A 21,193-nucleotide genomic window follows, 5' to 3' on the forward strand; every position below is an offset into this window, starting at 1 on the left:
TTCCGATGCCCATCTCCGCCCCTTTCGTCTCTCGTGCCATGGACATCGAGGAGGCCTGGATCGACTACAATGGCCATCTCAACATGGCCTATTACAACGTGCTATTCGATCGTTGCTCCGACGAGGCCTTCGAGATGATGGGGATGGGGCCGGATTATGTGAAAGAACGACGGCTGACCATCTACACGGCGGAAGTCCATGTCTGCTACGTCCAGGAGTTGCATCTCGACCACAAGGTCACGGTCTCGTTCCAACTCCTCGACCATGACGAGAAGCGCCTGAGGGCCTATCAGGAAATCCGCCATCTCGACGGCTGGCTTGCCGCCACATCCGAAACGCTGTCGCTGCACGTCGACATGGCTGGCCCGAAGGTCGCGCCCTTCCCCGCCGACGTCCTGGCCAGGGTGGAAGCGATGCGCGCCGCCCATGCCGCCCTGCCGATGCCGGAGCGCGCCGGCCGCTCGATCGGTATTCGTCGTAAGCCGGCTTGAACCGCAACCCAACCGCCGTTAACCTTACCGAGGTTTTAACGTGAACAAGCCGAATTGAGACGTTGAACGACTCAGTGCGGCGTTGGAAAACCGTCCGCATCGAATTGCGATACGGGCGGCGGAGCAGCAGCGGTTCGGGGAACGTGCATGAAAACCGATATCAAGGTCGAGGCGGACAGGCTGGCGGCTGATCCACGCATCACCGACTATGATTTCTGGCGCTCGCTGAAGAACCTCAATAACGAGATCTTCCACATCGCCAACAACAACGAGCCGATCCCCTTCGCCATGATCCGCTGGCGCGCCATCCTGAAGCAGGCGCGGATGAAACGCGGCCACGCCTGAACGGTGGGGGAAAAAACAGACCGGCCGTCCGGTTTGCATTTCTGATGATGTGCTGACGAACGATCCCAAGTGTCAAGGCTGGCGCTTCACCGCACCCAGCGGCGATCGCGGCACCACCGGCGACGACTGGATGATCGCCGTATTGGTCATCGCGAACGGAATGATCCGGTCGATCACCCGCTCGAGCTCGGCCACCGAGGCGACATGCGCCAGCGCGATGAAACAGTCTTCACCGGTGACCCGGTCGCATTGGGCGATTTCCGGTAGGTCGCGGATGATTTCGGCCACGACAGCCAGTTGCCCCGGCACCGGCCTGATCCGCAGCCATGCCGACAGCTTCATGCCGAGCGCGGCCGGATTGATACGCACCGTATAGGCCTCGATCACACCGCTTTCCTGCAGCCGCTTGATGCGCTCGGCAACGCTCGGCGCCGACAGGCCGACCGACCGCGCCAGTTCGGCGGTGCTGGTGCGCGCGTCCTTTTCCAGCAGGCGCAGGATTTTCAGATCCGCCGGATCCAGATCGCTATTTTCATTTCGAAGGCGTTTCAGCGGAATACTCCTTGCTTTCGGAAAGGAAATGGCCGCAATGCCCGGCCACCATCCATATCAATCGCAAAAATCGCCTGCGATACTGATCCCATGCAAGATCGGACGCAAGCCCCAGCGGCAAGTCCGGCACTCGCCGGCCCCGCCTTTACCTTGGCAAACGCGGTCCCGCCGCATCTCTGGTTCGGCGTCAGCGCCATGTTCCACTATCTCGGACCGGCCTTCGCGGTGCTGCTCTTCCCGCATGTCGGCGTGCTCGGCATGGCTTGGCTGCGCATCGCCACCGCGGCACTCGTCTTTGCCCCATTGACCCGGCCATGGGCTGTCTTCGCCCGCGCCGATCGCTCGACGCGGTTGTTGCTTGTGGCTTTCGGCGTCTGCCTTGGGGTGATGAATTGCTCGTTTTACCTGGCGCTCGACCGGCTGCCGATCTCGCTGGTGGCGGCGATCGAATTCGTCGGCACCATCGGCGTTGCGCTTGTTGGCCTCAAAAGCCCGCGCAATCTCGCCGCCCTCGCAATCGCTGTCGCCGGCACCCTGTTGCTGATCGACGTCAAATGGTCGAGCGATCCCGTCGGCCTGTTCTGGGCCTTCCTCAACGGCACGCTGTTCGTCGGCTACATCGTGCTCGGCCACCGCGTCGCGCGCGGCGGCGCCGGTGATGGCATCGCCGGGCTGGGTGCCGCCATGGCGGTCGCCCTTCTCGTCGTTCTGCCGATCGGTTTCGCCGATGCTCTGCCGGCTTTCTCGGCGCCGCCGCTGCTGCTTGCGGGGGTCGGCGTCGGCATCTGCTCGTCGGTCATTCCCTATATTTGCGACCAGCTTGCCATGTCGCGGCTGCCGCGCTCCAGCTTCGCGCTGATGCTGTCTTTGCTGCCGGTCACCGCGACGTTGATCGGCGTCATTGTGCTGCGGCAGGTGCCGAGCCTCACCGACTGCATCGGCATCGCGTTGGTGGTGGCCGGCGTCGCCCTTCACAAACCGGCGCCGGCGCCCACCTGATCAGGCCAGCTTCTCCTTGAGGAAAGCGATCGTTCGGCCCCAGGCGAGGTCAGCCGCGTTCTTGTCGTAGCGGGCCGCCGACGTGTCGTTGTTGAAGGCGTGGTTGGCGCCTTCATAGACATAGACCGAGTATTCGACGTGAGCCGCGTCGAGTGCCTTCTTGAAGGCATCGATGCCGGCATTGGTGCGGGTGTCGAGCCCGGCATAGTGCAGCATGAGCGCGGCCTTGATCTTCGGCACGTCCTCGGCCTTTGGCTGCATGCCGTAATAGGCGACGGCGGCGGTGAGGTCCGGCGCGTTGACGGCCAGCATGTTCACCGTGCCGCCGCCCCAGCAGAAGCCGACAGCGCCGACCTTGCCGTTGCCGTCCTCGTAGCCTTTGAGGTAGGCGACGGTTGCCACGGCATTGGCGGCGACCTGTGCTGGATCGAGCTGGGAAAACAGGTCACGTGCCCTGTTTTCATCGTCCGGCGTGCCGCCGAGCGATGTCATGAAGTCCGGCGCAAGCGCCACGAACCCTTCCAGCGCCACGCGCCGCGCCACATCGCGAATATGCGGGTTGAGACCCCTGTTCTCGTGCACCACGATGACGGTGCCAAGCTTGCCGGTCTGGTCCGCCGGCCTGACCAGATAGCCCTTCATCTCGCCGGCGCTGCCGGGATAGCTGATGTCCTCGCCTTTCACACGCGGATCGTCTTCCGCCACGATTGCCGCCTGGGCCGAGTTCGCCGCCAGCAGCGGCGCGATCGCGGCAGCTGCCGCACCCGATCCGGCAAGCCTGGTCAATTGCTCCATGAAGCGCCGCCGGTCGAGCGTCAGATGCGTGTATTCGTCATAGGCGTCGATCATCGCCTGGGTAATGACAGGCTCGGCGGCAGTGGGTTCGGCAGGTGTTGTCATGGCGCGCTCCTCGTCGGCGCCCCCCGCGGCAACATAGAGCCGAAGCTTGCCTGATCCAGTCACGGCTGAGTGAGGCTGCCATAAGTCCCTGCGCGAGGGCCGTGATGCCGCTAGCCCCACTGTCGTTAAATTTTGGTCCTTTGTGGCAATGCTAAATGCACGCACCACAATGTAAAAAGAAGTTACCGGGCTATGCCTCACTCGGGCCATTTGGCGAACGACAATGGCCATTTGGCGGGAAAAGAATGCCTGATTGACGACGAAGGAACACGCCCATGACCTTTCCCTCCCCGCTTCTGGCAAGTGGGTTCGCCCTCGCCGCTATGGCTTTGCTGGCGCTGCGGTTCACTGCCTTCACCGCCTTCAAACGATCGTTGATCAAGATCCGCGCCAACCGGCACCCGCCCGCAAACACCAAAGCCTGAGGAAAGGTCATGGACGTTCAGGACATCATCAACACCGTCTCCCAGAAATCCGGTCTCAACCAGGCTTTGACGGAAAAGGTCGCCGGCACGATTTTCTCGGTGCTCGAACACGAGGCGGAAGGCACGACTCTGTCCAGCTTCTTTGCCAAAATCCCGGGAGCCGACGCCCTGGCCAAGCAATATGATGTCATGGCTCCCGGCGCGGCTTCCGGTGGTGGCCTCCTGTCCTCGCTGGAGGGCGCGCTCGGCGGCGCTCTCGGCGAAAAGACCGGCGCGCTGATCAACGGCGTCGCCATACTCAAGCCATCAGGCCTCACGCTCGCTCAGATCAGCCAGGCCGGCACGATGCTGGTCCAGCAGGCCGAGACAGCCGCCGGCCCGCAGCTGACCAGTGAGGTACTTGCATCGGTACCCGACCTGAAAGGGCATCTCGGGCTCTGAAGGAACTTCTCTATTTCGGCAGCGTATAGGCCATCACATAGTCGCCCGGCTTGGTACCGACCGAGCCGTGGCCGCCGGCAACGATGACGACCAACTGGCGTCCGTCGGCTACCGTGTAGGTCATCGGTGTCGACTGCCCGCCGGCCGGCAGCCGCGCCTGCCAGAGCTGTTTGCCGGTCGTCAGGTCATAGGCGCGCACATAGTCGTCGACCGCCGCACCGAGGAAGGCGACGCCGCCGGCAGTGATCATCGGCCCGCCAATGCCGGGCACGCCGACCTTGAACGGCAGCGGCAGCGGCGTCATGTCGTAGACGGTGCCGTTGCGATGCTTGTAGACGATCTTGCCGGTCCGAAGGTCGGCACCCGCCACATAGCCCCAGGGCGGCGCCTGGCAGGGAATGCCGAGCGGCGACAGGAACGGCTTCAATATCACTGCGTAAGGCGCACCGTCATTGCGGTTCAGGCCTTGTTCGCTGCCCTTGGTGTCACCGGGCGGCGGCACGTCGGCGCGCGGCACCAGCTTGGAGATGAACGCCAGGTATGTCGGCATGCCGAACATCACCTGCCGGACCGGATCGACTGCCACGCCGCCCCAGTTGAAGGTGCCGAAATTGCCGGGATAGATCAGTGAGCCTTGCAGCGACGGCGGCGTGTAGCGGCCCTCATAGCGCAACTTCCGGAGCTCGATCCGGCAGGCCAGCTGGTCGAACATGGTAATGCCCCACATGTCGGCACCGGTCAGCGGTTTCGGACTGAAGCTGAGATCCGAGACCGGCTGCGTCGGCGAGGTATGGTCGCCCTCGATCGCGCCGCCCGGTGCCGGCACTTCCTTGACCGGAACGATCGGCTCGCCGCTGCGCCGGTCGAGCACATAGAGGTCGCCCTGCTTGGTCGGCCCGACCAGCGCCGGCACCACGCCACTTTCCGTGGTGATGTCGACCAGCGTCGGCTGCGCCGGCACGTCCATGTCCCAGAGATCGTGGTGCACGGTCTGCCGCACCCAGCGCAATTGTCCGCTGTTGAGATCGAGCGCGGTGATCGACGAGGAGAATTTCTCGTCATTGGCGCTGCGCCCGGCGCCGAGCTGGTCCGGCGTCTTGTTGCCGAGCGGCACATAAAGCAGGCCGAGCTTCTCGTCGGCGCTTGCCGTCGACCACATGTTGGGCGAGTTGTTGGTGTAGGTCTGGTCCGGCGGCAGCGGCGTCGTCTGGTCCGGATTGCCGGAATCCCAATTCCACAACAGCGCGCCGGTGTCGGCATCGTAGGCACGGATGACCCCGGACGGCTCCTGCGTCGAATAATTGTCGTTGACCGCGCCGCCGACGATGATCTTGTTGGCGACGATCAGCGGCGCCGAGGTCGAATAATAATAGCCCGGCTTCGGATATGGCATGTTGGCGAGCAGGTTCAGCGTGCCGCCTTCGGCGAAAGTCGGGCAGACCTGGCCATTCGCCGCATCGAGCGCGATCAGCCGGGCGTCGGATGTCGGCAGGTAGATGCGTGTGGCACAGGGCTGGCCGGCGGCGACCTTGGCATCGGCATAATAGGACACGCCGCGGCAGGTCTGGTGCTGGCGGTCCTTGTTGAGCTTGACCTGCGGATCGAACCGCCATTTCTCCTTGCCGCTCGCGGCATCGATGGCGATGGCGAAATTATGCGGCGTGCAGATGTAGAGCGTGTCGGCGATTTTTAGCGGCGTCACCTGATAGGTCGTCTCGCCGATGTCGTCGGGCCCTTTCACGTCGCCGGTGCGGTAGGTCCAGGCCGGCTGCAGATTGGCAACGTTTTCAGCGGTGATCTGGTCGAGCGGCGAATAGCGCTGGCCATATTGCGTGCGACCGTAATAGTGCCATTCGCCAGCCGGCACGTTGCCGCCAAGATCGGCCGTCGGCGTCACCTTGTCGGTGTTGAGTTCACCCGCAATATCCTTTGGATCGGTCGTCATCGAATAGCCGGCGACGGCTAGCGATGCCAGCACGGCGAGGATAAGCGGCGCGCGTCCGTCGGGACCGGTAAGCCCGCGCCGCGCCCATGGCGTCAACAGCCATAGCGCGACAAGCACGATGATGCCGCCGCGCGGGCCGAGCTCCCACCAGTCGAAGCCAATCTCCCAGACCGCCCAGGCGAGCGTGCCGAGCACGATCGCCGCGTAGAGCCACAGCGCCGTGGATCTGCGCCTGTAGAGCAGCCAGGCCGCGACAAGGAAAGCTAGACCGACGATGACGTAGTACCAGCTGCCGCCCAGCGTCACGAGCCAGATGCCGCCGCCGCCAACCGCCAGGCCGATGAGGAAAAGGATCAGGGAGGTAATGACCACAGCCAAGACGGTGCTCCTTCGACTGGTGCGCTCCGCGACGCGTCCATGGGCAACCCGGCATTGCGCTCCTGCCCCCACGCAACTTTCTCCGGCCCGCTTCCCCTGTCAAGCAAGCTCGGCGTTTTACGGTGCCGACCCTCAGCAAGCCCGGCGTTTTGGTTAGCGGACCCATTCAGATTGTGAGTCTACCGACTGGACAGAGAACAAAACGGAGACACTTCTGGCCTTTCGCTGCCGAATCACTACATTCGGGGGGAGATGTCCGGCTTTTCGGAAGACATGCCCTTTTTTGACGAACCGAACGCGCGGCCCGCGGCCCCGTCGGGCATTGCCGCGCGCGCCATGGCTGCCCGCAGCAACCAGAACAACGCGCCCGATTATCTCAACGGCCTCAACCCCGAGCAGCGGCTGGCGGTGGAAACCACCGAAGGCCCGGTGCTGGTGCTGGCCGGCGCCGGCACCGGCAAAACGCGCGTCCTGACCACCCGCATCGCCCACATCCTTGCCACCGGCAAGGCTTTCCCCTCGCAGATCCTCGCCGTCACCTTCACCAACAAGGCGGCGCGCGAGATGAAGCAGCGCATCGGCCTGTTGATCGGTGAAGGCAATGTCGAGGGCATGCCGTGGCTCGGCACCTTCCACTCGATTGGAGTGAAGCTGCTGCGCAGACATGCCGAGCTGGCCGGGCTCAAATCCGACTTCACCATTCTCGACACGGATGATGTCGTGCGCCTGATCAAGCAGCTTATCCAGGCCGAAGGGCTGGACGACAAGCGCTGGCCGGCCAAGCAGTTCGCCCAGATGATCGACGGCTGGAAGAACAAGGGCCTTGGCCCCGCCGACATCCCCGAGGGCGATGCCCGTGCCTTCGCCAACGGCAAGGGCCGCGAGCTCTACAAGGCCTATCAGGAGCGGCTGAAAACGCTGAACGCTTGCGACTTCGGCGATCTCCTGTGCCATCCGATCCGCATCTTCCGCGCCAATCCGGACGTGCTGAAGGAATACCACAAGCGCTTCCGCTACATCCTCGTCGACGAATACCAGGACACCAACACCGCCCAGTACATGTGGCTGCGGCTGCTGGCACAGCGGCCGCAATCCTCCCCCCTTGAGGGGGAGGTGCCCGCGAAGCGGGCGGAGGGGGTTGCCGCAGAAGGCACCGCTAGAGCGTCGAGCACTGCCGCCGGTAGGTCAAGCACTGCCGCACGGACCCCACCCGACCGGGCTTCGCCCGGCCACCCTCCCCTCAAGGGGGAGGGAAGCCCGCGCCTGTCCACCGTAAATATCTGCTGCGTCGGCGACGACGACCAGTCGATCTATGGCTGGCGCGGCGCCGAGGTCGACAACATCCTGCGCTTCGACAAGGATTTTCCCGGCGCCACCATCATCCGGCTGGAGCGCAACTATCGCTCGACCGCGCACATCCTCGGCACCGCCTCCCACCTCATCGCCCACAATGAGGGCCGCTTCGGCAAGACGCTGTTCACCGAAAAGATCGCCGAGGACGACGAGAAGGTGCATGTCCACGCCGCCTGGGATTCCGAAGAGGAGGCCCGCGCCGTCGGCGAGACCATCGAGGCTTATCAGCGCCAGAAGCACAATCTCAACGACATGGCGATCCTCGTCCGCGCGTCCTTCCAGATGCGCGAATTCGAGGACCGCTTCGTCACGCTCGGCCTCAACTACCGCGTCATCGGCGGCCCGCGCTTCTACGAGCGCCTCGAAATCCGCGATGCGTTGGCCTTCTTCCGCGTCGTCGCACAAGGCGCCGACGACCTCGCCTTCGAGCGCATCGTCAACGTGCCGAAGCGCGGCTTGGGCGAGGCCACCATCCGCCAGATCCACGACACCGCACGGGCGCTGCGCATCCCGATGCTGGAGGCGGCGGCAAAACTCGCCGAGAGCGACGAGCTGAAGCCGAAGCCACGCGCCGCACTTCGTGAGGTCGCGGCCAATTTTGAGCGCTGGCAGAAGGCGCTGGAAACCACCCCGCACACCGAGCTCGCCGAGACCATTCTGGAGGAGAGCGGCTACACCGACATGTGGAAGAACGACCGTTCGATCGAAGCGCCCGGCCGGCTCGAGAACTTAAAAGAACTGATCCGCTCCATGGAGGAGTACGAATCGCTGCGCTCCTTCCTCGAACATGTCGCGCTGGTGATGGACGCCGAGCAGAACGCCGAGCTCGACGCCGTCAACATCATGACGCTGCATTCGGCCAAGGGCCTCGAATTCGAAACCGTGTTCCTGCCCGGCTGGGAAGAAGGCCTGTTCCCGCATCAACGCTCGCTCGACGAGGGCGGCCGCTCAGGGCTGGAGGAGGAACGCCGCCTCGCCTATGTCGGCCTGACCCGCGCCAAGAAGAACCTGCACATCTGGTTCGTCTCCAACCGCCGCATCCACGGCCTCTGGCAATCGACCATCCCGTCGCGCTTCCTTGACGAGCTGCCGGAAGCCCATGTCGAAGTTTCCGAGAGCGGCAACTCCTACGGCGGCTACGGCAATGCCTATGGCGGCGGCTCGTTCGCCTCCGGTCGTGGAGGCCAAGGTGCAGGCAGGCAGAACCCTTATGGGGCATCGCGCTTCGACAACATCGGCGGCAATAACGGCGCCGAAAAATCCGGCGCTTTCTCCAGCACCTATGCGACACCGGGCTGGCAGCGTGCTCAGGCCAACCGCACCGAGGCGACCGACCGCAATTGGGGCACGCGCTCCGGTCACCAGGTCGAGCGCATCGGCTATGGCGAAACCGACTCCGGCTACGGCGCCGGCCGCACCTCGGTCAAGGGGCGCACCATCGACGGCGAGCTGGTCGCCAAATCCGTCGCCGACACGCCGTCCCCCTTCAGCGTCGGCGACCGCGTCTTCCACCAGAAATTCGGCAACGGCAACATCTCGGCCATCGAAGGCAACAAGCTGACCATCGACTTCGACAAAGCCGGCCAGAAACGCGTGCTGGACGGGTTTGTCACCGGGGTGTGAGGCCGCCGGGCGCTAGCGATACCGCGCCTGGTTCCACTTGTGGCCGAGCAGCGACAGGATGATGATCAGGCCGTTGAAGAACTGGACGTAGAAGCCGCTCAGGCCTGCCGCGACGACGCCGGTCTGGATGAACGAGACCGTGACCGCGCCGATGGCGCCTCCGACGACGGTACCGATGCCGCCCCAGGTCGGGGTGCCGCCGACGAACACCGATGCCAGCACCGGCAGCAGATAGCCGTCGCCCGCCGTCGGCCACCAGGTGAAGTTGATCATCACCGAGAAGGTGCCGGCGATTGCCGCGCCGATGCCGACGAAGACGAACACTTTTACGCGCACGCGCTTGACGTCGATACCCATCTGCTGGGCGCTGTCTGGATTGTCGCCGACCACCTTGACCTGGGCACCGAAGCGATGGCGGTTGTAAAGCAGCGCCGACAGCACGACGAAGCCGATGGCCCAGAAGATCTGCACCGGAATGCCGTAAAGCTGGCTGGAGAAGATCTTGTAGGCCCAGCTGTCGGCAAGGCCGGTCAGCGCCGTCGACCTGCCCTCGTTGATGATCTGGATCAGGCCGCGCAGCAGGAAATTCATGCCGAGCGTGGCGATCAGCGACGACAGCCCGCCATAGACGACCAGCGAGCCGACCAGGAAGCCGAGCAGCATGCCGGTGACGATTGCGGCGGCGATGCCGAGGAACGGGTCGTAGCCGGCCTGCACGACCAGCGCAAACACCCAGGAGGCAAAGCCCATCGTCGCCGGAAACGACAGGTCGATCTCGCCGCAAGTGACGACGAAGACCAGCGGCACCACCACGAACAGCGCCACCGGCAGCGTGGTGAGTACGGAGCTGTAGAGATACCAGGTGGTGAAGACGATCGGGTTGGCGATCATGAACACCGCCATCATGACGATGAACACGGCAAGCGTGCCGAGCGCGGCGCGGTTGTCGAGGATGAACCCGCGCAGCCAATTGTCGGACGGGTGTCTCCACTCTTTCCCGGCGGTTTCGCCATGCGTGCCGCCGAGGGGGCTCTGCAGATCGGGTTCCATGGTCTTGCTCATCGTGCCGCCCTCCCCGCATCGCCCGCGTCGTGCAACCCCGGCAATCCGCTGGGGTGGGCGACGTCTTCCATGAAATTGATCAGGTCTTCGGCCGATTTGACCTCGCTGCGGTCGGCGCTGAGCGCGACCTTGCCGCGGTCCAGCACCACGAAGCGATCGGCGATATCGAAGACGTGGTGGATGTTGTGGCCGATGAACAGGATCGAGCGACCGCTCGCCCGCACCTGGCGCACGAAGTGGAAGACCTTGGCGGTCTCGGTCAGCGATAGCGCGGTCGTCGGTTCGTCGAGGACTATCAGCTCCGCCTTCTTATAGATGGCCCGCGCGATCGCCACGCCCTGCCGTTCGCCGCCCGAGAGCTGGCCGACGATCGACTGTGGCGTGAACACTTTCGAGGTGAAGCCGATCTCGCGCATCAGCCGGCTCGCCTCCGCGATCTCCTTGTTGACCTTCAGCCAGCCAAGCCAGCCGGTGAGCTCCCGGCCCATGAAGATATTGCGCACGATCGTCTGCTGCACGGCGAGCGCCCGGTCCTGGAACACCGTTTCGATGCCGGCGTCGCGCGAGCGCGCAGGGTTCCATCCGGTCACCGGCTTGCCGCGGACGAGAATCTCGCCGCTGGTCGGTTTGACCACGCCGGACAGGATCTTGATCAGCGTCGACTTGCCGGCGCCATTGTCGCCGATCAGGCCGACCACCTCGCCGCGATCGACGCTGAGATTGACCCCGCCCAGCGCATAGACCTGGCCGTAGGACTTGGTGATGTCGCGCAGTTCGATGATGCGTTCGGCCATGGCGATCCTCGCTTGATTGTCGCGTGCCGGCCTTTTCGCCGGCGGTCCCGCCGGCCGGGCTCGATCCCGGCCGGCGGCTTGGGAGGTCAGCGCAGCGCCTGCTTGGCGAGCTCGGCGACGATCTCGTAATTCTGCGGCGTGACGAAGCCGGCGCCGGTGTCGACATTCATCGGTGCGAGACCCAGCACAACCTGCTGGCAGAGGCTGAGGATCGGCAGATAGCCTTGCAGGAACGGCTGCTGGTCGGCCGTCAGCTGCACCCAGCCGCCCTTGAAGCCCTCGACGATCTGCGGGCTGGTGTCGAAGCCGAAGTTGAAGATATCGCCCGGCTTCCTGCCCGCCGCCTGCATGTAAGTCGGGACGTTGCCCAGCATCTGTCCGCCGGGATAGCCAACCGCCTTGACGTCGGGATTGTTGAGCAGTGCCGCGGTGATCACCGGAAGGGCCAGATTGGGGTCGGAAGCCCATTCGCCGCTTGGCGGCGAGGAGAGCTGTATGACCTCGACGCCCGCTTCCTTGAGGGCAGCGACAGTGCCGCGTTCGCGTGCGCCGCGGCTCTCGTTCTCGAACGGGCCGATCATGATTGCCTTGTCGCCGGCCTTGAGCCCGGCCAGCTTGACCGCCTCGGCACCAAGCGCGCGGCCCTGCTGCTCCTGCTGGGCACCGACATAGCCGCCGCCGAACGCCGCCGTGACCGTCGGCACCGGCACGTTCTGGTACATCATCTTGATGCCGTCCTTGTGCGCCTGTTCGGCCAGCGGCATGATCGCGGCGTCGCCCGGGTGGCCCATCATGGCGATGCCTTGGGGCTTGACCGCGACAGCCTCGCGCAATTGCTGCACCATCTTCTCGACATCCCACTGGGAAAAGATGTAGTCGACCTTCGGCCCGAGATCGGCCGCCGCCTGCTTCGCGCCATTATAGACGATCGTGCCGAAGGCATCGCCCTCGGCGCCGCCGACGAAGAAACGGATATGGACATCCTTACACCACTGGGCATCGAGCGCCTGCGCCGGCAAGGTCGAGAGTGCGGCGGAGAGCGCCATCGCGGCCGCCGCGACGGTCGAGCGCAGAACTGTCCTTCTCATCGTAATGCTCATGCACTTATCCTCCCTTTGTTCCCTCGCTAGCCGAGGGGTTTTGACGATCGCTTCGGTATTGCGCCGCAATCTTTCGCTGGCCGGCACCTCCCGCCGGCTTGTCCTGTTTTTATGTATGCCGTTATCGCAAAACCGCTGGGCACTTTTGCGCGACATGCATTAGCCTCACACCGGGTTCGGCAGGTAGCTCGCGCCTCCCCGGCATTGTTGGAGATAATCCAGCGCACGCGCCTGGCCGGTGATCTCGAGATCGCCGCGATAGACCGGGTCGTGCCAGCCCTCGATGTCGATGGCGCCCTTGTAGCCGACCAGCCGCAGCTCGCTGATCACCCGCGTCCAGTCGCTGTCGCCGAAGCCAGGGGTGCGCATCTGCACGAACGGCAGGCGGCCGAACACGCCATGTTCGCGGATCACGTCCCAGCGCACCGTCGCGTCCTTGCCGTGGACGTGGAAGATACGCTGCGCCCATTTGCGGATCTGCGGGATCGGATCGATCAGATAGACCAGCTGGTGGCAGGGCTCCCACTCCAGGCCGAGATTGTCGTTTGGCAATTCGTTGAATATCAGCTCCCAGGCGTCCGGATTGTGGGCGATGTTCCAGTCGCCGCTGGCCCAGTTGCCGTCCATGGCGCAGTTCTCGAAGGCGATGCGCACGCCCTTGTCGGCGGCCCGCTTTGCCAGCTTCCCCCAGACCTCGCGGAAGCGCGGCAGGCTGTCGGGCAGCGGCTTGCCGCGGATGCGGCCGGTGAAGCCGCTGACCACATTGGTGCCGAACAGATGCGCGTTGTCGATGATCGTTTCCCACGCCTCGAGCACGCCGCGATCGATCTCGCCGCTCTCCAGCGGATTGCCGAACACGCCGATCGACGAGACGATGACATCGGCATCGCCGATCGCCTCGCGGATCTCGCCCGCCAGCCGCGGAATGTCCTTGCCGCCCAGCGTCTGCCAGAAGAACGGCTGGATGCTCTCGAAGCCGAGCGGCAGAATCTGCCTGACATAGGCGGCCGGGTCGTCCAGATTGGCGCGCACCATGGTGCCGATCCTGATGTCGAGCAGCGGGTTTGGCATCATGATCCTTCCTGTTGAGCGATGGCGACCCGGCGCCCGGTTTCGGCGCTCTCGATCGCAGCGAAAACCATGGCCAGGCTCTTGATGTTGTCGGCGCCGCGCGTCTCCGGCTCGGTGCCGGTTTCGACGGCGCGGACGAAATCCTGGATGATGCCGAGATGGCCGCCGACGCGATCTGCCGGGTCGAGCGGCGGCACGGCTATCGGTTCGGTGCGGTCGAACAGGCCTTCACGGACCGGCCGCACGACTTCCGCCTTCAATCCGTCCGCGCCGTCCCAGACAATGCTGCCGCGCTCGGCGACGATCCGCCATGTACTGTCCCAGCTTGTACGGAAGCCGGCCGCGCACCAGCTGCCGGCATAGGTGAACAGCTTGCCGCCGCCGAGGTCGAAGCTTGCGGTTGCCGACGACCCTTGCCGATACCAGGAGTTGGCCGGCTCCCACTCCTGGCAATAGACGCCGGCCGGTTCGCCGGCCACCATGTAGCGGGCTGCATCGAATGTGTGGATCGCCATATCGAGCAGCAGCACATGGCGCATCTCTTCGCGAAAACCGCCGAAATGCGGCGCAACGAAGAAATCGGCGTGGATGCTGGTTGGCGCACCAATGGCGCCGGAATCGAGAAAGCGCCGGATGCGCCTGACATTGGCGACATAGCGGCGGTTCTGCACGACGGCATGGATGCGGCCGGCGCTGCGGGCGGCCTCGACAATGGCACGCGCATTGTCCGGGCTGTCGGCCAGCGGCTTTTCGGTCAAGAGATGGCAATGGTGGGCAAAGGCGGAAAGCGCGACCTCGCGGCGGGCGGCGGGAACCACGACGTCGAATACCGCGTCGGGCCTGGTCTGGTCGAGCACGGCGTCGAGCTCGGTTCCGATGACGGCGCCGGAAAGCTCGTATTCGCGCGCCCTTGCCCGCGCCCTTTCGGCGTCGATATCGACCAGGCCGACAATGGCGAGCCCGTCGATCTGCTTGGCCGCATCGAGCCAGGTCTTGCTCATCGCTCCGCAGCCGACAAGGACGACATTGATCATCCAGCACTCCTCCCTCTCGGCCCCTCCAGACCGATCGCCACGGCGTTCACGGCAGAGCCGCAAACGTTCTTCCGTAAACGTTTACGAGAACACACCCGATGGCGTAGAATGTCAATTGGCCGGCTGTGAAAAATCGTGGCGTCGGCTTGGCCCGGAGAGCAGCCGGTGCTAGCCAAGCAAGGGGGAGAACTGTCCTTTGGCGTCCAGCATTCACGACCTTGCACGTCACCTGAATATTTCCATCGGCACGGTGTCGCGCGCGCTCAACGGCCGCGCCGACGTCAATGCCGACACACGCCAGCGCGTGCTCGATGCGGCCAAGAAGCTGAATTATTCGCCGAACCAGTCCGGCCGCAGCCTGCGGCGCGGCGCCACCCATTCGATCGCCTTCATGCTGCAGCCTCATCCGGGCGACCAGGAATATGGCGAGCCGTTCTTCATTCCGTTCCTGACCGGGTTGCAGGCGAAGCTCGCCGAAAGCGGCCTCGACCTGATCGTGGTGATGGGCGCGCCGGGCGACTATCAGCAGGAGCGCCTGCGCCGTGTCGTCGAGACGCGGCGGGCCGATGCCGTGGTGCTGGCCTGGACGCGGCGCGAGGACGAGCGCATCGACTATTTGACCCAGGCCGGTTTCCCGTTCGCGACGCTCGGCCGCAGCCGCTCCGGCGGCGATGCCTATCCCTCGCTCGACCTCGATTTCGAAAAAGCCGGGGCTGACGCGGTCGATCGTCTCGTCGCGCGCGGTCACCGCCGCATCGCCGCCATCCGCCCGTCGCTCGACCTCAATTTCGGCTATCTGTTCCTCGCCGGCTATCGCAAGGCGTTGCGGCGGCACGGCATCGAATTCGACCCCGCGTTGATCGCCGACGGCTTCATCAACGAGGCCGGCGGCTACGCGGTGACGCCGAAGGTCATGCACTCCAAGGACCCGCCGACGGCCATCATCTTCAACAACGACGCGATGGCGCTTGGCGGCTGCAAGGCTCTGGCCGAGGCGGGCATCAGGCCCGGCCACGACGTTGCGGTGATCGTCATCGTCGACACGCCGCTCTGTCGCTATTTTTCGCCGGCGCTGACCGGCTTCCGCCCGGCGCTGGAGCCGATGGGCGAGCGGTTGGCCGAAATGCTGCTGGCATCGATCCCGGCTTACGCCGGCGCCGAAGGCGCACGCATCATCCGTGAAGTCTGGCCGCTGGAACTGATCGCGCGCGACAGCGATTGAATCGCGGCGGTCACTGAGCAGGCTCAGATTGATCAAGACCCCCGCGCTCGCGCTCCGGCGTTGCGACCAGCGAGGCAGCGGCGGCATTGGCGGCGGCAAGTGCCGCCTCGACGGGCTCTCCACGCGCAAGCCACGCCGCAAAGGCGCCGACGAATTCATCACCGGCACCGTGGGTGCTGACCACCTCCACCGGCATCGCCGGCAAGGCGAATGCCTGGCCGTCGCGGTCGCGATAGGCAACGCCCTCGCCGCCGGCCGTGACGATTGCAGCCGGATAGGAACCGACGAGTATGCCGGCCGCCTTCGCAGCACCCTCGAGCGTGTCGACGACCGGAACGCCGGCCAGGAACTCCGCCTCGATGGCGTTGACGATGACGATGTCGGTCAGCGCGATCAGTTCGGCTGTCAGCTTTCGCGCCGGCGCCGCATTGAGAACGACCCGGCCGCCATGCGCCTTCACCGCTCGCGCCGCGGCAATGTTGGCGGCTTCCGGTACCTCGTTTTGCAGCAGCAGAACCGCCGTTTGCGCGATCAACTCGGCCGCCTCAATAATGTCCTTTTCGCCGAGAGTGAGATTGCTGCCCGAGACGATCACCGCGCCATAGTCGCCGCTGTCGTCGAAAATCGCTACGCTCATGCCCGAGCCGGCGCCCGAAGCCACTCCCACGAAGCGCTGGTCGACGCCGTTGCGATCAAGATTGTCGAGAAGCGCGCGGCCGAAATCATCGTCGCCGACAGCTCCGATCATCGCCGCATGCACGCCGGCCCGCGCTGCCGACACCGCCTGGTTGCCGCCCTTGCCGCCGCATTTTGGATGCCAGGAATGGCCGGTCACCGTTTCGCCCTTGCGCGGGCGATCGGCGGCTTCGACCATGATGTCGTAATGCAGGCTGCCGAATACGGTCACCAGCGGCGGGGAAGCCGTCATGTGCCTTTATCTTTCCGTTTCGACGTCACCGCAGACATGGTGCGGCCGAGATTGCGCTCCGCCGCCTGGTAGTCGCGTTGCGCGACCGCGACGAACAGCGCGTCGAGAATGTTGAGCTGGGCAATGCGGGCCGCTGCGTTCTCACCCATCAACGGCGAGCCTTGCGCGGTCGAGCAAAGCACGATGTCGGCGACGGCTGCCAATGGCGAGTTGTCATAGTTGGTGATGGCCAGCGTACGCGCGCCGCTTTTGCGCGCAAGTTGGATGGCGTCGATGACGGCGCTCGTGTTGCCGGAATGCGAGAAGCCGACAGCAATGTCGTCGGCGCCGAGCAGCGAGGCCGACATCAGCATCATGTGCGAATCGTCGTAGACAGAGGTGCGGATGCCGATGCGCAGGAATTTGTGCGAGACGTCGCGTGCGATCTGCGCCGAACCGCCGACGCCGTAGAAATCGCGGTTCCTGGCGCGGTAAAGCAGATCGGCGGCACGGTCGAAATCGTCCATGTCGAGGATAGCCAGCGTCTCCTCCAGCGCCTGGATAGAGGTGCGGAACACCTTCTGCACGATCTCGGCCGAACTGTCGTCCACCGACAGCTCCTGATGCATCTCGGCGGTCGGCAGGCGGCTGTATTCATAGACCGCCGTGCGAAAATCGCGATAGCCGGAAAAACCCAGCTTCTTGGCGATCTTGACCACCATCGCCTCCGAGACACCGGCCTCCTCGGCGATCTGCTTGAGCGGTATGGTCTCGTCGAAGCCGCGCCGTCCGAAGACGGTTTCAACCACCTTCGCCTCGAGCGGCGTCAGATGCGGCATCATCATGCGAATGCGCGGTCCTACTGCTTTCAGGTCCAGCCCGGTCAAGGTCATCCACGTCCCCTCGTCACGCGATCGATAAGCATCGCGGCGAGGATTATAAGGCCAGTTGCCAGGAGCTGATAGAAGGACTGCACGTTCATCAGCGTCAGGCCGTTGCGCATGCTGCCAAGGATGACGGCACCCAGGATGGTGCCGACGACGCTGCCCTTGCCGCCCATCAGCGAGGCGCCGCCGATCGCCGCCGCTGCTATGGCGTCGAGCTCCCAGAGATTGCCGAGAATGGGTTCGGCCGCACCCAGCCGGCCGATCAGGATCTGCGCTGCAAGCGCTGCCAGCAGGCCCGAGATCATATAGGCGGCGATCTTGGTGCGGGCGATCGGCACGCCGGCTATGTAGGCCGCCTCCTCATTGCCGCCGACGGCGAGCAGATATTCGCCAAACGGCGTCTTCTTGAGGATGATCCAGGCAATCAGCGCGACCACGGCCACGATGATGACCGCCAATGGCAATCCGAACAGCGAGCCGTTGAAGATGGCACGGAAGCCGGCAGGCAGGCCGAGCACCGGATTGCCGCCGGTATAGATCAGCGCCAGCGCCCGGTAGGTGCTGAGCGTTCCCAGCGTGACGATGAAGGGCTGCAGCCCGATATAGGCAACCAGCACGCCGTTGAGCAGTCCGCAGGCGAGGCCGATGGCGAAGCCGGCGGCGATGGCCAGCGGAAACGGCACGCCGGCAACCAGCATCGAGGCCGAGATGACGGCAGAAACCGCTGCCGTCGGCCCAACGGACAGATCGATGCCGCCCGAGATGATTACCAGCGTCATGCCCAACGCCAGGCAGGCATTGATGCTCGACTGCTGCAGGATGTTGATCAGGTTACGCTCGGCAAAAAAGCCGGGGACCAGCGCCCCGAAGACGGCAAGGATCACCACCAGGCCGATCAGCGTGCCGGCGTCGCGCACGGAAAACCGGTGCAGGAAATCTGCCCTTGGGCGCGCTGCTGTGTGTTGGGTTATATCGGTCATCCGCTGGTCCTGTCCGTTATGCACCGGCCCGATGGCCTTGCGCCTTGCCGGCCTCAATCTCCGTTTGGGGTATGGCGTGCGCGGCGATCGCGTGTTCGCTGAGACTTGCGCGGCCCAGTTCGGCGGCGACCGTGCCGTCGCGCATGACCAGCACGCGGTCGGCGAGCCGGATCACCTCAGGCAACTCGGACGACACGACGATAACCGAATGGCCTTCGGCGGCGAGTTCCTCGATCAGGTGGTAGATCTCCGCCTTGGCGCCGACATCGATGCCGCGCGTCGGCTCGTCGAACAGAAGGATCCGCGTTCCCGCCGCCAGCCAGCGGCCGATGATCGCTTTCTGCTGGTTGCCGCCGCTGAACAGCCGAATTGGCCGGTCGAGCAGGAACGGCCTGAGATTGACTCGCTTCATCTTCTCGGCTGCGACGCGCTTCAGCCGGCGGTGGTCGATGAGGCCGCGCGGCGCGAACACGCCCATCGAGGCCAGCGCCATGTTGCTGGAGATCGACCGCAACGGCACGATGCCTTCGCGCTTGCGCTCCTCCGGCACCAGGCCGATGCCGGCCGCGATCGCGTCGCGCGGACTGGAAAGCTTTACCGCCTTGCCGTCGATCTCTATTGCGCCTGATGAGGCCCGGTCGGCGCCGGCCAGCAGCCGCAGCAGCTCGGTGCGGCCGGAGCCGACCAGTCCGGCAATGCCCAACACCTCGCCGCGATGCAGGTCGAACGAAACGTCACGGACCTTGGTTACCGAGGCGAGGCCACGCACGCTCAGCCTGATTTCGGGGGAAGCATGCGAGCGGTGTTGTTCCTGGGCAAGCTCGCGGCCGACCATCATCGAAACGACGGCCTTTTCCGACACCTGCGCGAGATCGACGGTTTCGACCACAACGCCGTCGCGCATGACAGTGGCGCGCTGGCAGATGCCGAACACCTCGTCCAGCTTGTGCGAGACATAGACGACGGCGACACCGTCGCGTGCCAGACCGGCAATGACTTCCGCCAGCCGTTCGAACTCGCTCGGCGTGAGGCTCGACGTCGGCTCGTCCATCGCCACGATCCTGGCGCGGTCGAGCAGCGCCCGGGCGATCTCGACGATCTGCCGCTGCGCCACCTTCAGGCTGCCAAGCGGGGCTGCCGGATCGATGGTCGGGTCGATGGCGGCCAGCGCTTCCGCAGCGCGGCTCTCCTGCTCGCGCCGTGCGACGAAGACGCCGCCGCGCGTCAACGGATGGCCGAGAAACATGTTCTGGGCGACGCTGAGGCGTGGCACCTGCTGTAATTCCTGATGGATCATCGCCACGCCCGCGGCGCGTGCGGCGACCGGATTGTTCAGCGTCACCGGCTTGCCGTCGATCAGCACGCTTCCCGCCGTCGGTCGGTAGACGCCTGACAGTATGCGCAGCAGCGTCGATTTGCCGGCGCCGTTTTCACCGAGCAGGCCATGGATCTCGCCGGCGCCGACCGAAAACGACACTTCGCTCAGCGCCCGCACAGCCGGAAACTCTTTGGAAATGCCCTCGAATTGCAGCCGCGCTGACATTGCTTCGGTTCTCCAGGCAAGGTGCCGACCCAAGGCCGGCACCTGCCGGCCCTGCTCTACTGGCCCGCTGCCGCGTCCTCGAGCAGCGCCTTGCGCACGGCATCGCCGCCGCCGGAGTAACGGTCGGCATTGTCCTTGGTGATCAGCGCCTGCGGCGTGGCAACGACGCGCGGCAGCTTCTGCCCGGCCACCAGCCGCAGCGCCGATTCCAGCGCCACCTCGCCGGTCAGCACCGGGAACGAATCGACGGTGCCGGTCAGCTCGCCGGCGCGGATCGAGGCATAGGCGTCGGAGATGCCGTCGGTGCCGAAGACCGCAACCTTGTCCTGCAGCCCGGCAGCCTTGACCGCCTCGACGATGCCCAGCGCCATGCCGTCATTGTTGGCATAGAAGCCGATCAGGTCGGGGTGCTGCTGCAGGATGTTGGTGGCCGCGTCGTAGGAGGTCTGGCGATCCCAGTTACCGGGGACGCTGGCGACGACGTCGAACTTGCCGGCCTCGGTGATCGTTGTCTTGAAACCGTCGGTGCGCTGGACGGCGGCGTAGACGCCGGCCTGGCCTTCGACGATGGCGACCTTGCCGCCGTCCGGCCGGTTCTTGATGAACCATTTGGCGACGCGCACGCCGTTGTCGCGCTGGACATTACCGACATAATGCTCGGCCTGCGGGATGACCGCGTCGTTGACGTTGACCACCGGCACGTTGGCCGCCTTGGCCTGTTCCATGATCGGCTGCAGGTTGGAGTCGGTCTGCGGCGAGACGAGCAGCACGTTGTAGCCCTGTGTGACCAGGCCTTCGGCGATGGTGAGCTGGCCGAGCTGGTCGCCCTCGCTCTGCGCTGCCTGGTAGACGACGGGCACGCCGGTGCGGTCGCCGAACGACTTGTAGCCCTCTCCCAGCGAGCGCCAGTATTCATTGGTCAGCGTCTTGGAGACCGCACCCGCCTTGGTACCCTCGGGCAGCTTGGGGAACGCCCCGAACTTGGCCTCGAGCTGCGACCAGTCGATGCGATCCTTCTCGGTGTCGGAATTGAGCGGCGCGAGGTCCGCGGAAAAAGCCGAGTCGATGGACAGCGCCATCAGGGCAGCGGCAGCGATGGCAAGTAGAAATTTCATGATCTTCCTCCCTTGTTGAAAAACGG

General features: G+C 64.8%; 20 protein-coding genes. 7 read left to right on the forward strand and 13 right to left on the reverse strand.

Annotated features, from left to right (window positions below; translation table 11 throughout):
• Window positions 1-5: 5 nt before the first annotated feature.
• Window positions 6-491, forward strand: a complete 486-nt coding sequence (locus NKH41_RS10035; protein ID WP_352619536.1) for a thioesterase family protein — start codon at window positions 6-8, stop codon at window positions 489-491.
• A gap of 147 nt (window positions 492-638) precedes the next feature.
• The gene (locus NKH41_RS10040; RefSeq protein ID WP_023676715.1) at window positions 639-836 is read left to right on the forward strand and encodes a hypothetical protein; all 198 of its coding nucleotides are present in this window, start codon (window positions 639-641) and stop codon (window positions 834-836) included.
• A 72-nt stretch (window positions 837-908) separates the two neighbouring features.
• Here NKH41_RS10040 and NKH41_RS10045 read toward each other — a convergent pair whose 3' ends face one another.
• Window positions 909-1,388 (reverse strand): Lrp/AsnC family transcriptional regulator, encoded by a 480-nt coding sequence (locus NKH41_RS10045; protein WP_352456563.1) that lies wholly within the window; start codon window positions 1,386-1,388, stop codon window positions 909-911.
• A 90-nt stretch (window positions 1,389-1,478) separates the two neighbouring features.
• On the opposite strand from NKH41_RS10045, the gene NKH41_RS10050 reads away from it, so the two are divergent.
• Complete coding sequence (locus NKH41_RS10050) at window positions 1,479-2,387, forward strand: EamA family transporter (RefSeq protein WP_352767787.1); 909 nt, start codon at window positions 1,479-1,481, stop codon at window positions 2,385-2,387.
• Here NKH41_RS10050 and NKH41_RS10055 read toward each other — a convergent pair whose 3' ends face one another.
• Window positions 2,388-3,287, reverse strand: a complete 900-nt coding sequence (locus NKH41_RS10055; RefSeq protein ID WP_352767785.1) for a dienelactone hydrolase family protein — start codon at window positions 3,285-3,287, stop codon at window positions 2,388-2,390. It abuts the gene before it with no gap.
• A 275-nt stretch (window positions 3,288-3,562) separates the two neighbouring features.
• Between NKH41_RS10055 and NKH41_RS10060 the strand changes: the two genes are divergently transcribed.
• A complete protein-coding gene (locus NKH41_RS10060) occupies window positions 3,563-3,712 on the forward strand; it encodes a hypothetical protein (protein ID WP_023676719.1) in 150 nt (49 codons plus the stop codon).
• Window positions 3,713-3,721: 9 nt separating this feature from the next.
• Complete coding sequence (locus tag NKH41_RS10065; RefSeq protein ID WP_352767783.1) at window positions 3,722-4,153, forward strand: hypothetical protein; 432 nt, start codon at window positions 3,722-3,724, stop codon at window positions 4,151-4,153.
• A 10-nt stretch (window positions 4,154-4,163) separates the two neighbouring features.
• Here the strand turns inward: NKH41_RS10065 and NKH41_RS10070 are convergent, their stop codons facing one another.
• Window positions 4,164-6,476, reverse strand: a complete 2,313-nt coding sequence (locus NKH41_RS10070; RefSeq protein ID WP_352767781.1) for a glucose/quinate/shikimate family membrane-bound PQQ-dependent dehydrogenase — start codon at window positions 6,474-6,476, stop codon at window positions 4,164-4,166.
• A gap of 252 nt (window positions 6,477-6,728) precedes the next feature.
• Between NKH41_RS10070 and NKH41_RS10075 the strand changes: the two genes are divergently transcribed.
• Window positions 6,729-9,452, forward strand: a complete 2,724-nt coding sequence (locus NKH41_RS10075) for an ATP-dependent helicase (RefSeq protein WP_352767780.1) — start codon at window positions 6,729-6,731, stop codon at window positions 9,450-9,452.
• Between the two features lie 12 nt (window positions 9,453-9,464).
• Here the strand turns inward: NKH41_RS10075 and NKH41_RS10080 are convergent, their stop codons facing one another.
• The 5 genes from NKH41_RS10080 to NKH41_RS10100 form a co-directional block, all read right to left on the reverse strand.
• On the reverse strand, window positions 9,465-10,514 hold the full coding sequence (locus tag NKH41_RS10080; protein ID WP_352614310.1) for an ABC transporter permease: 1,050 nt from the start codon (window positions 10,512-10,514) through the stop codon (window positions 9,465-9,467).
• Window positions 10,511-11,308 carry an ATP-binding cassette domain-containing protein gene (locus NKH41_RS10085; RefSeq protein ID WP_352614309.1) on the reverse strand — a complete coding sequence of 266 codons (798 nt, stop codon included), beginning with the start codon at window positions 11,306-11,308 and terminating at the stop codon, window positions 10,511-10,513. Before NKH41_RS10085 ends, NKH41_RS10080 begins: the two co-directional genes overlap by 4 nt.
• Window positions 11,309-11,394: 86 nt before the next feature.
• Window positions 11,395-12,408 (reverse strand): substrate-binding domain-containing protein, encoded by a 1,014-nt coding sequence (locus NKH41_RS10090; protein ID WP_352767778.1) that lies wholly within the window; start codon window positions 12,406-12,408, stop codon window positions 11,395-11,397.
• Between the two features lie 165 nt (window positions 12,409-12,573).
• Window positions 12,574-13,479, reverse strand: coding sequence for a sugar phosphate isomerase/epimerase family protein (locus tag NKH41_RS10095; RefSeq protein WP_352768044.1), 906 nt, complete (start codon window positions 13,477-13,479; stop codon window positions 12,574-12,576).
• Window positions 13,479-14,513 (reverse strand): Gfo/Idh/MocA family protein, encoded by a 1,035-nt coding sequence (locus NKH41_RS10100; RefSeq protein WP_352767776.1) that lies wholly within the window; start codon window positions 14,511-14,513, stop codon window positions 13,479-13,481. The genes NKH41_RS10095 and NKH41_RS10100 overlap by 1 nt, the downstream gene beginning before the upstream one ends.
• A 196-nt stretch (window positions 14,514-14,709) precedes the next feature.
• Here NKH41_RS10100 and NKH41_RS10105 point away from each other — a divergent pair, with 196 nt between their 5' ends.
• Complete coding sequence (locus NKH41_RS10105; RefSeq protein ID WP_352705151.1) at window positions 14,710-15,735, forward strand: LacI family DNA-binding transcriptional regulator; 1,026 nt, start codon at window positions 14,710-14,712, stop codon at window positions 15,733-15,735.
• 10 nt (window positions 15,736-15,745) lie between these two features.
• On the opposite strand, the gene NKH41_RS10110 is transcribed toward NKH41_RS10105, so the two are convergent.
• The 5 genes from NKH41_RS10110 to NKH41_RS10130 are packed head-to-tail and all read right to left on the reverse strand — an operon-like array spanning window position 15,746 to window position 21,167.
• The gene (locus tag NKH41_RS10110; RefSeq protein ID WP_352767774.1) at window positions 15,746-16,663 is read right to left on the reverse strand and encodes a ribokinase; all 918 of its coding nucleotides are present in this window, start codon (window positions 16,661-16,663) and stop codon (window positions 15,746-15,748) included.
• Complete coding sequence (locus NKH41_RS10115; protein WP_023676730.1) at window positions 16,660-17,535, reverse strand: MurR/RpiR family transcriptional regulator; 876 nt, start codon at window positions 17,533-17,535, stop codon at window positions 16,660-16,662. Before NKH41_RS10115 ends, NKH41_RS10110 begins: the two co-directional genes overlap by 4 nt.
• Window positions 17,532-18,509, reverse strand: a complete 978-nt coding sequence (locus tag NKH41_RS10120; protein WP_352767773.1) for an ABC transporter permease — start codon at window positions 18,507-18,509, stop codon at window positions 17,532-17,534. The genes NKH41_RS10115 and NKH41_RS10120 overlap by 4 nt, the downstream gene beginning before the upstream one ends.
• A gap of 16 nt (window positions 18,510-18,525) precedes the next feature.
• Window positions 18,526-20,052: a sugar ABC transporter ATP-binding protein gene (locus NKH41_RS10125; RefSeq protein ID WP_352767771.1), complete on the reverse strand. Its 1,527-nt coding sequence runs from the start codon at window positions 20,050-20,052 to the stop codon at window positions 18,526-18,528.
• A gap of 56 nt (window positions 20,053-20,108) precedes the next feature.
• A complete protein-coding gene (locus tag NKH41_RS10130) occupies window positions 20,109-21,167 on the reverse strand; it encodes a sugar ABC transporter substrate-binding protein (protein WP_352614302.1) in 1,059 nt (352 codons plus the stop codon).
• Window positions 21,168-21,193: the final 26 nt, after the last annotated feature.

It is taken from the genome of Mesorhizobium sp. M1169 (genome assembly GCF_040318345.1).
Taxonomy (GTDB): Bacteria; Pseudomonadota; Alphaproteobacteria; order Rhizobiales; family Rhizobiaceae; genus Mesorhizobium.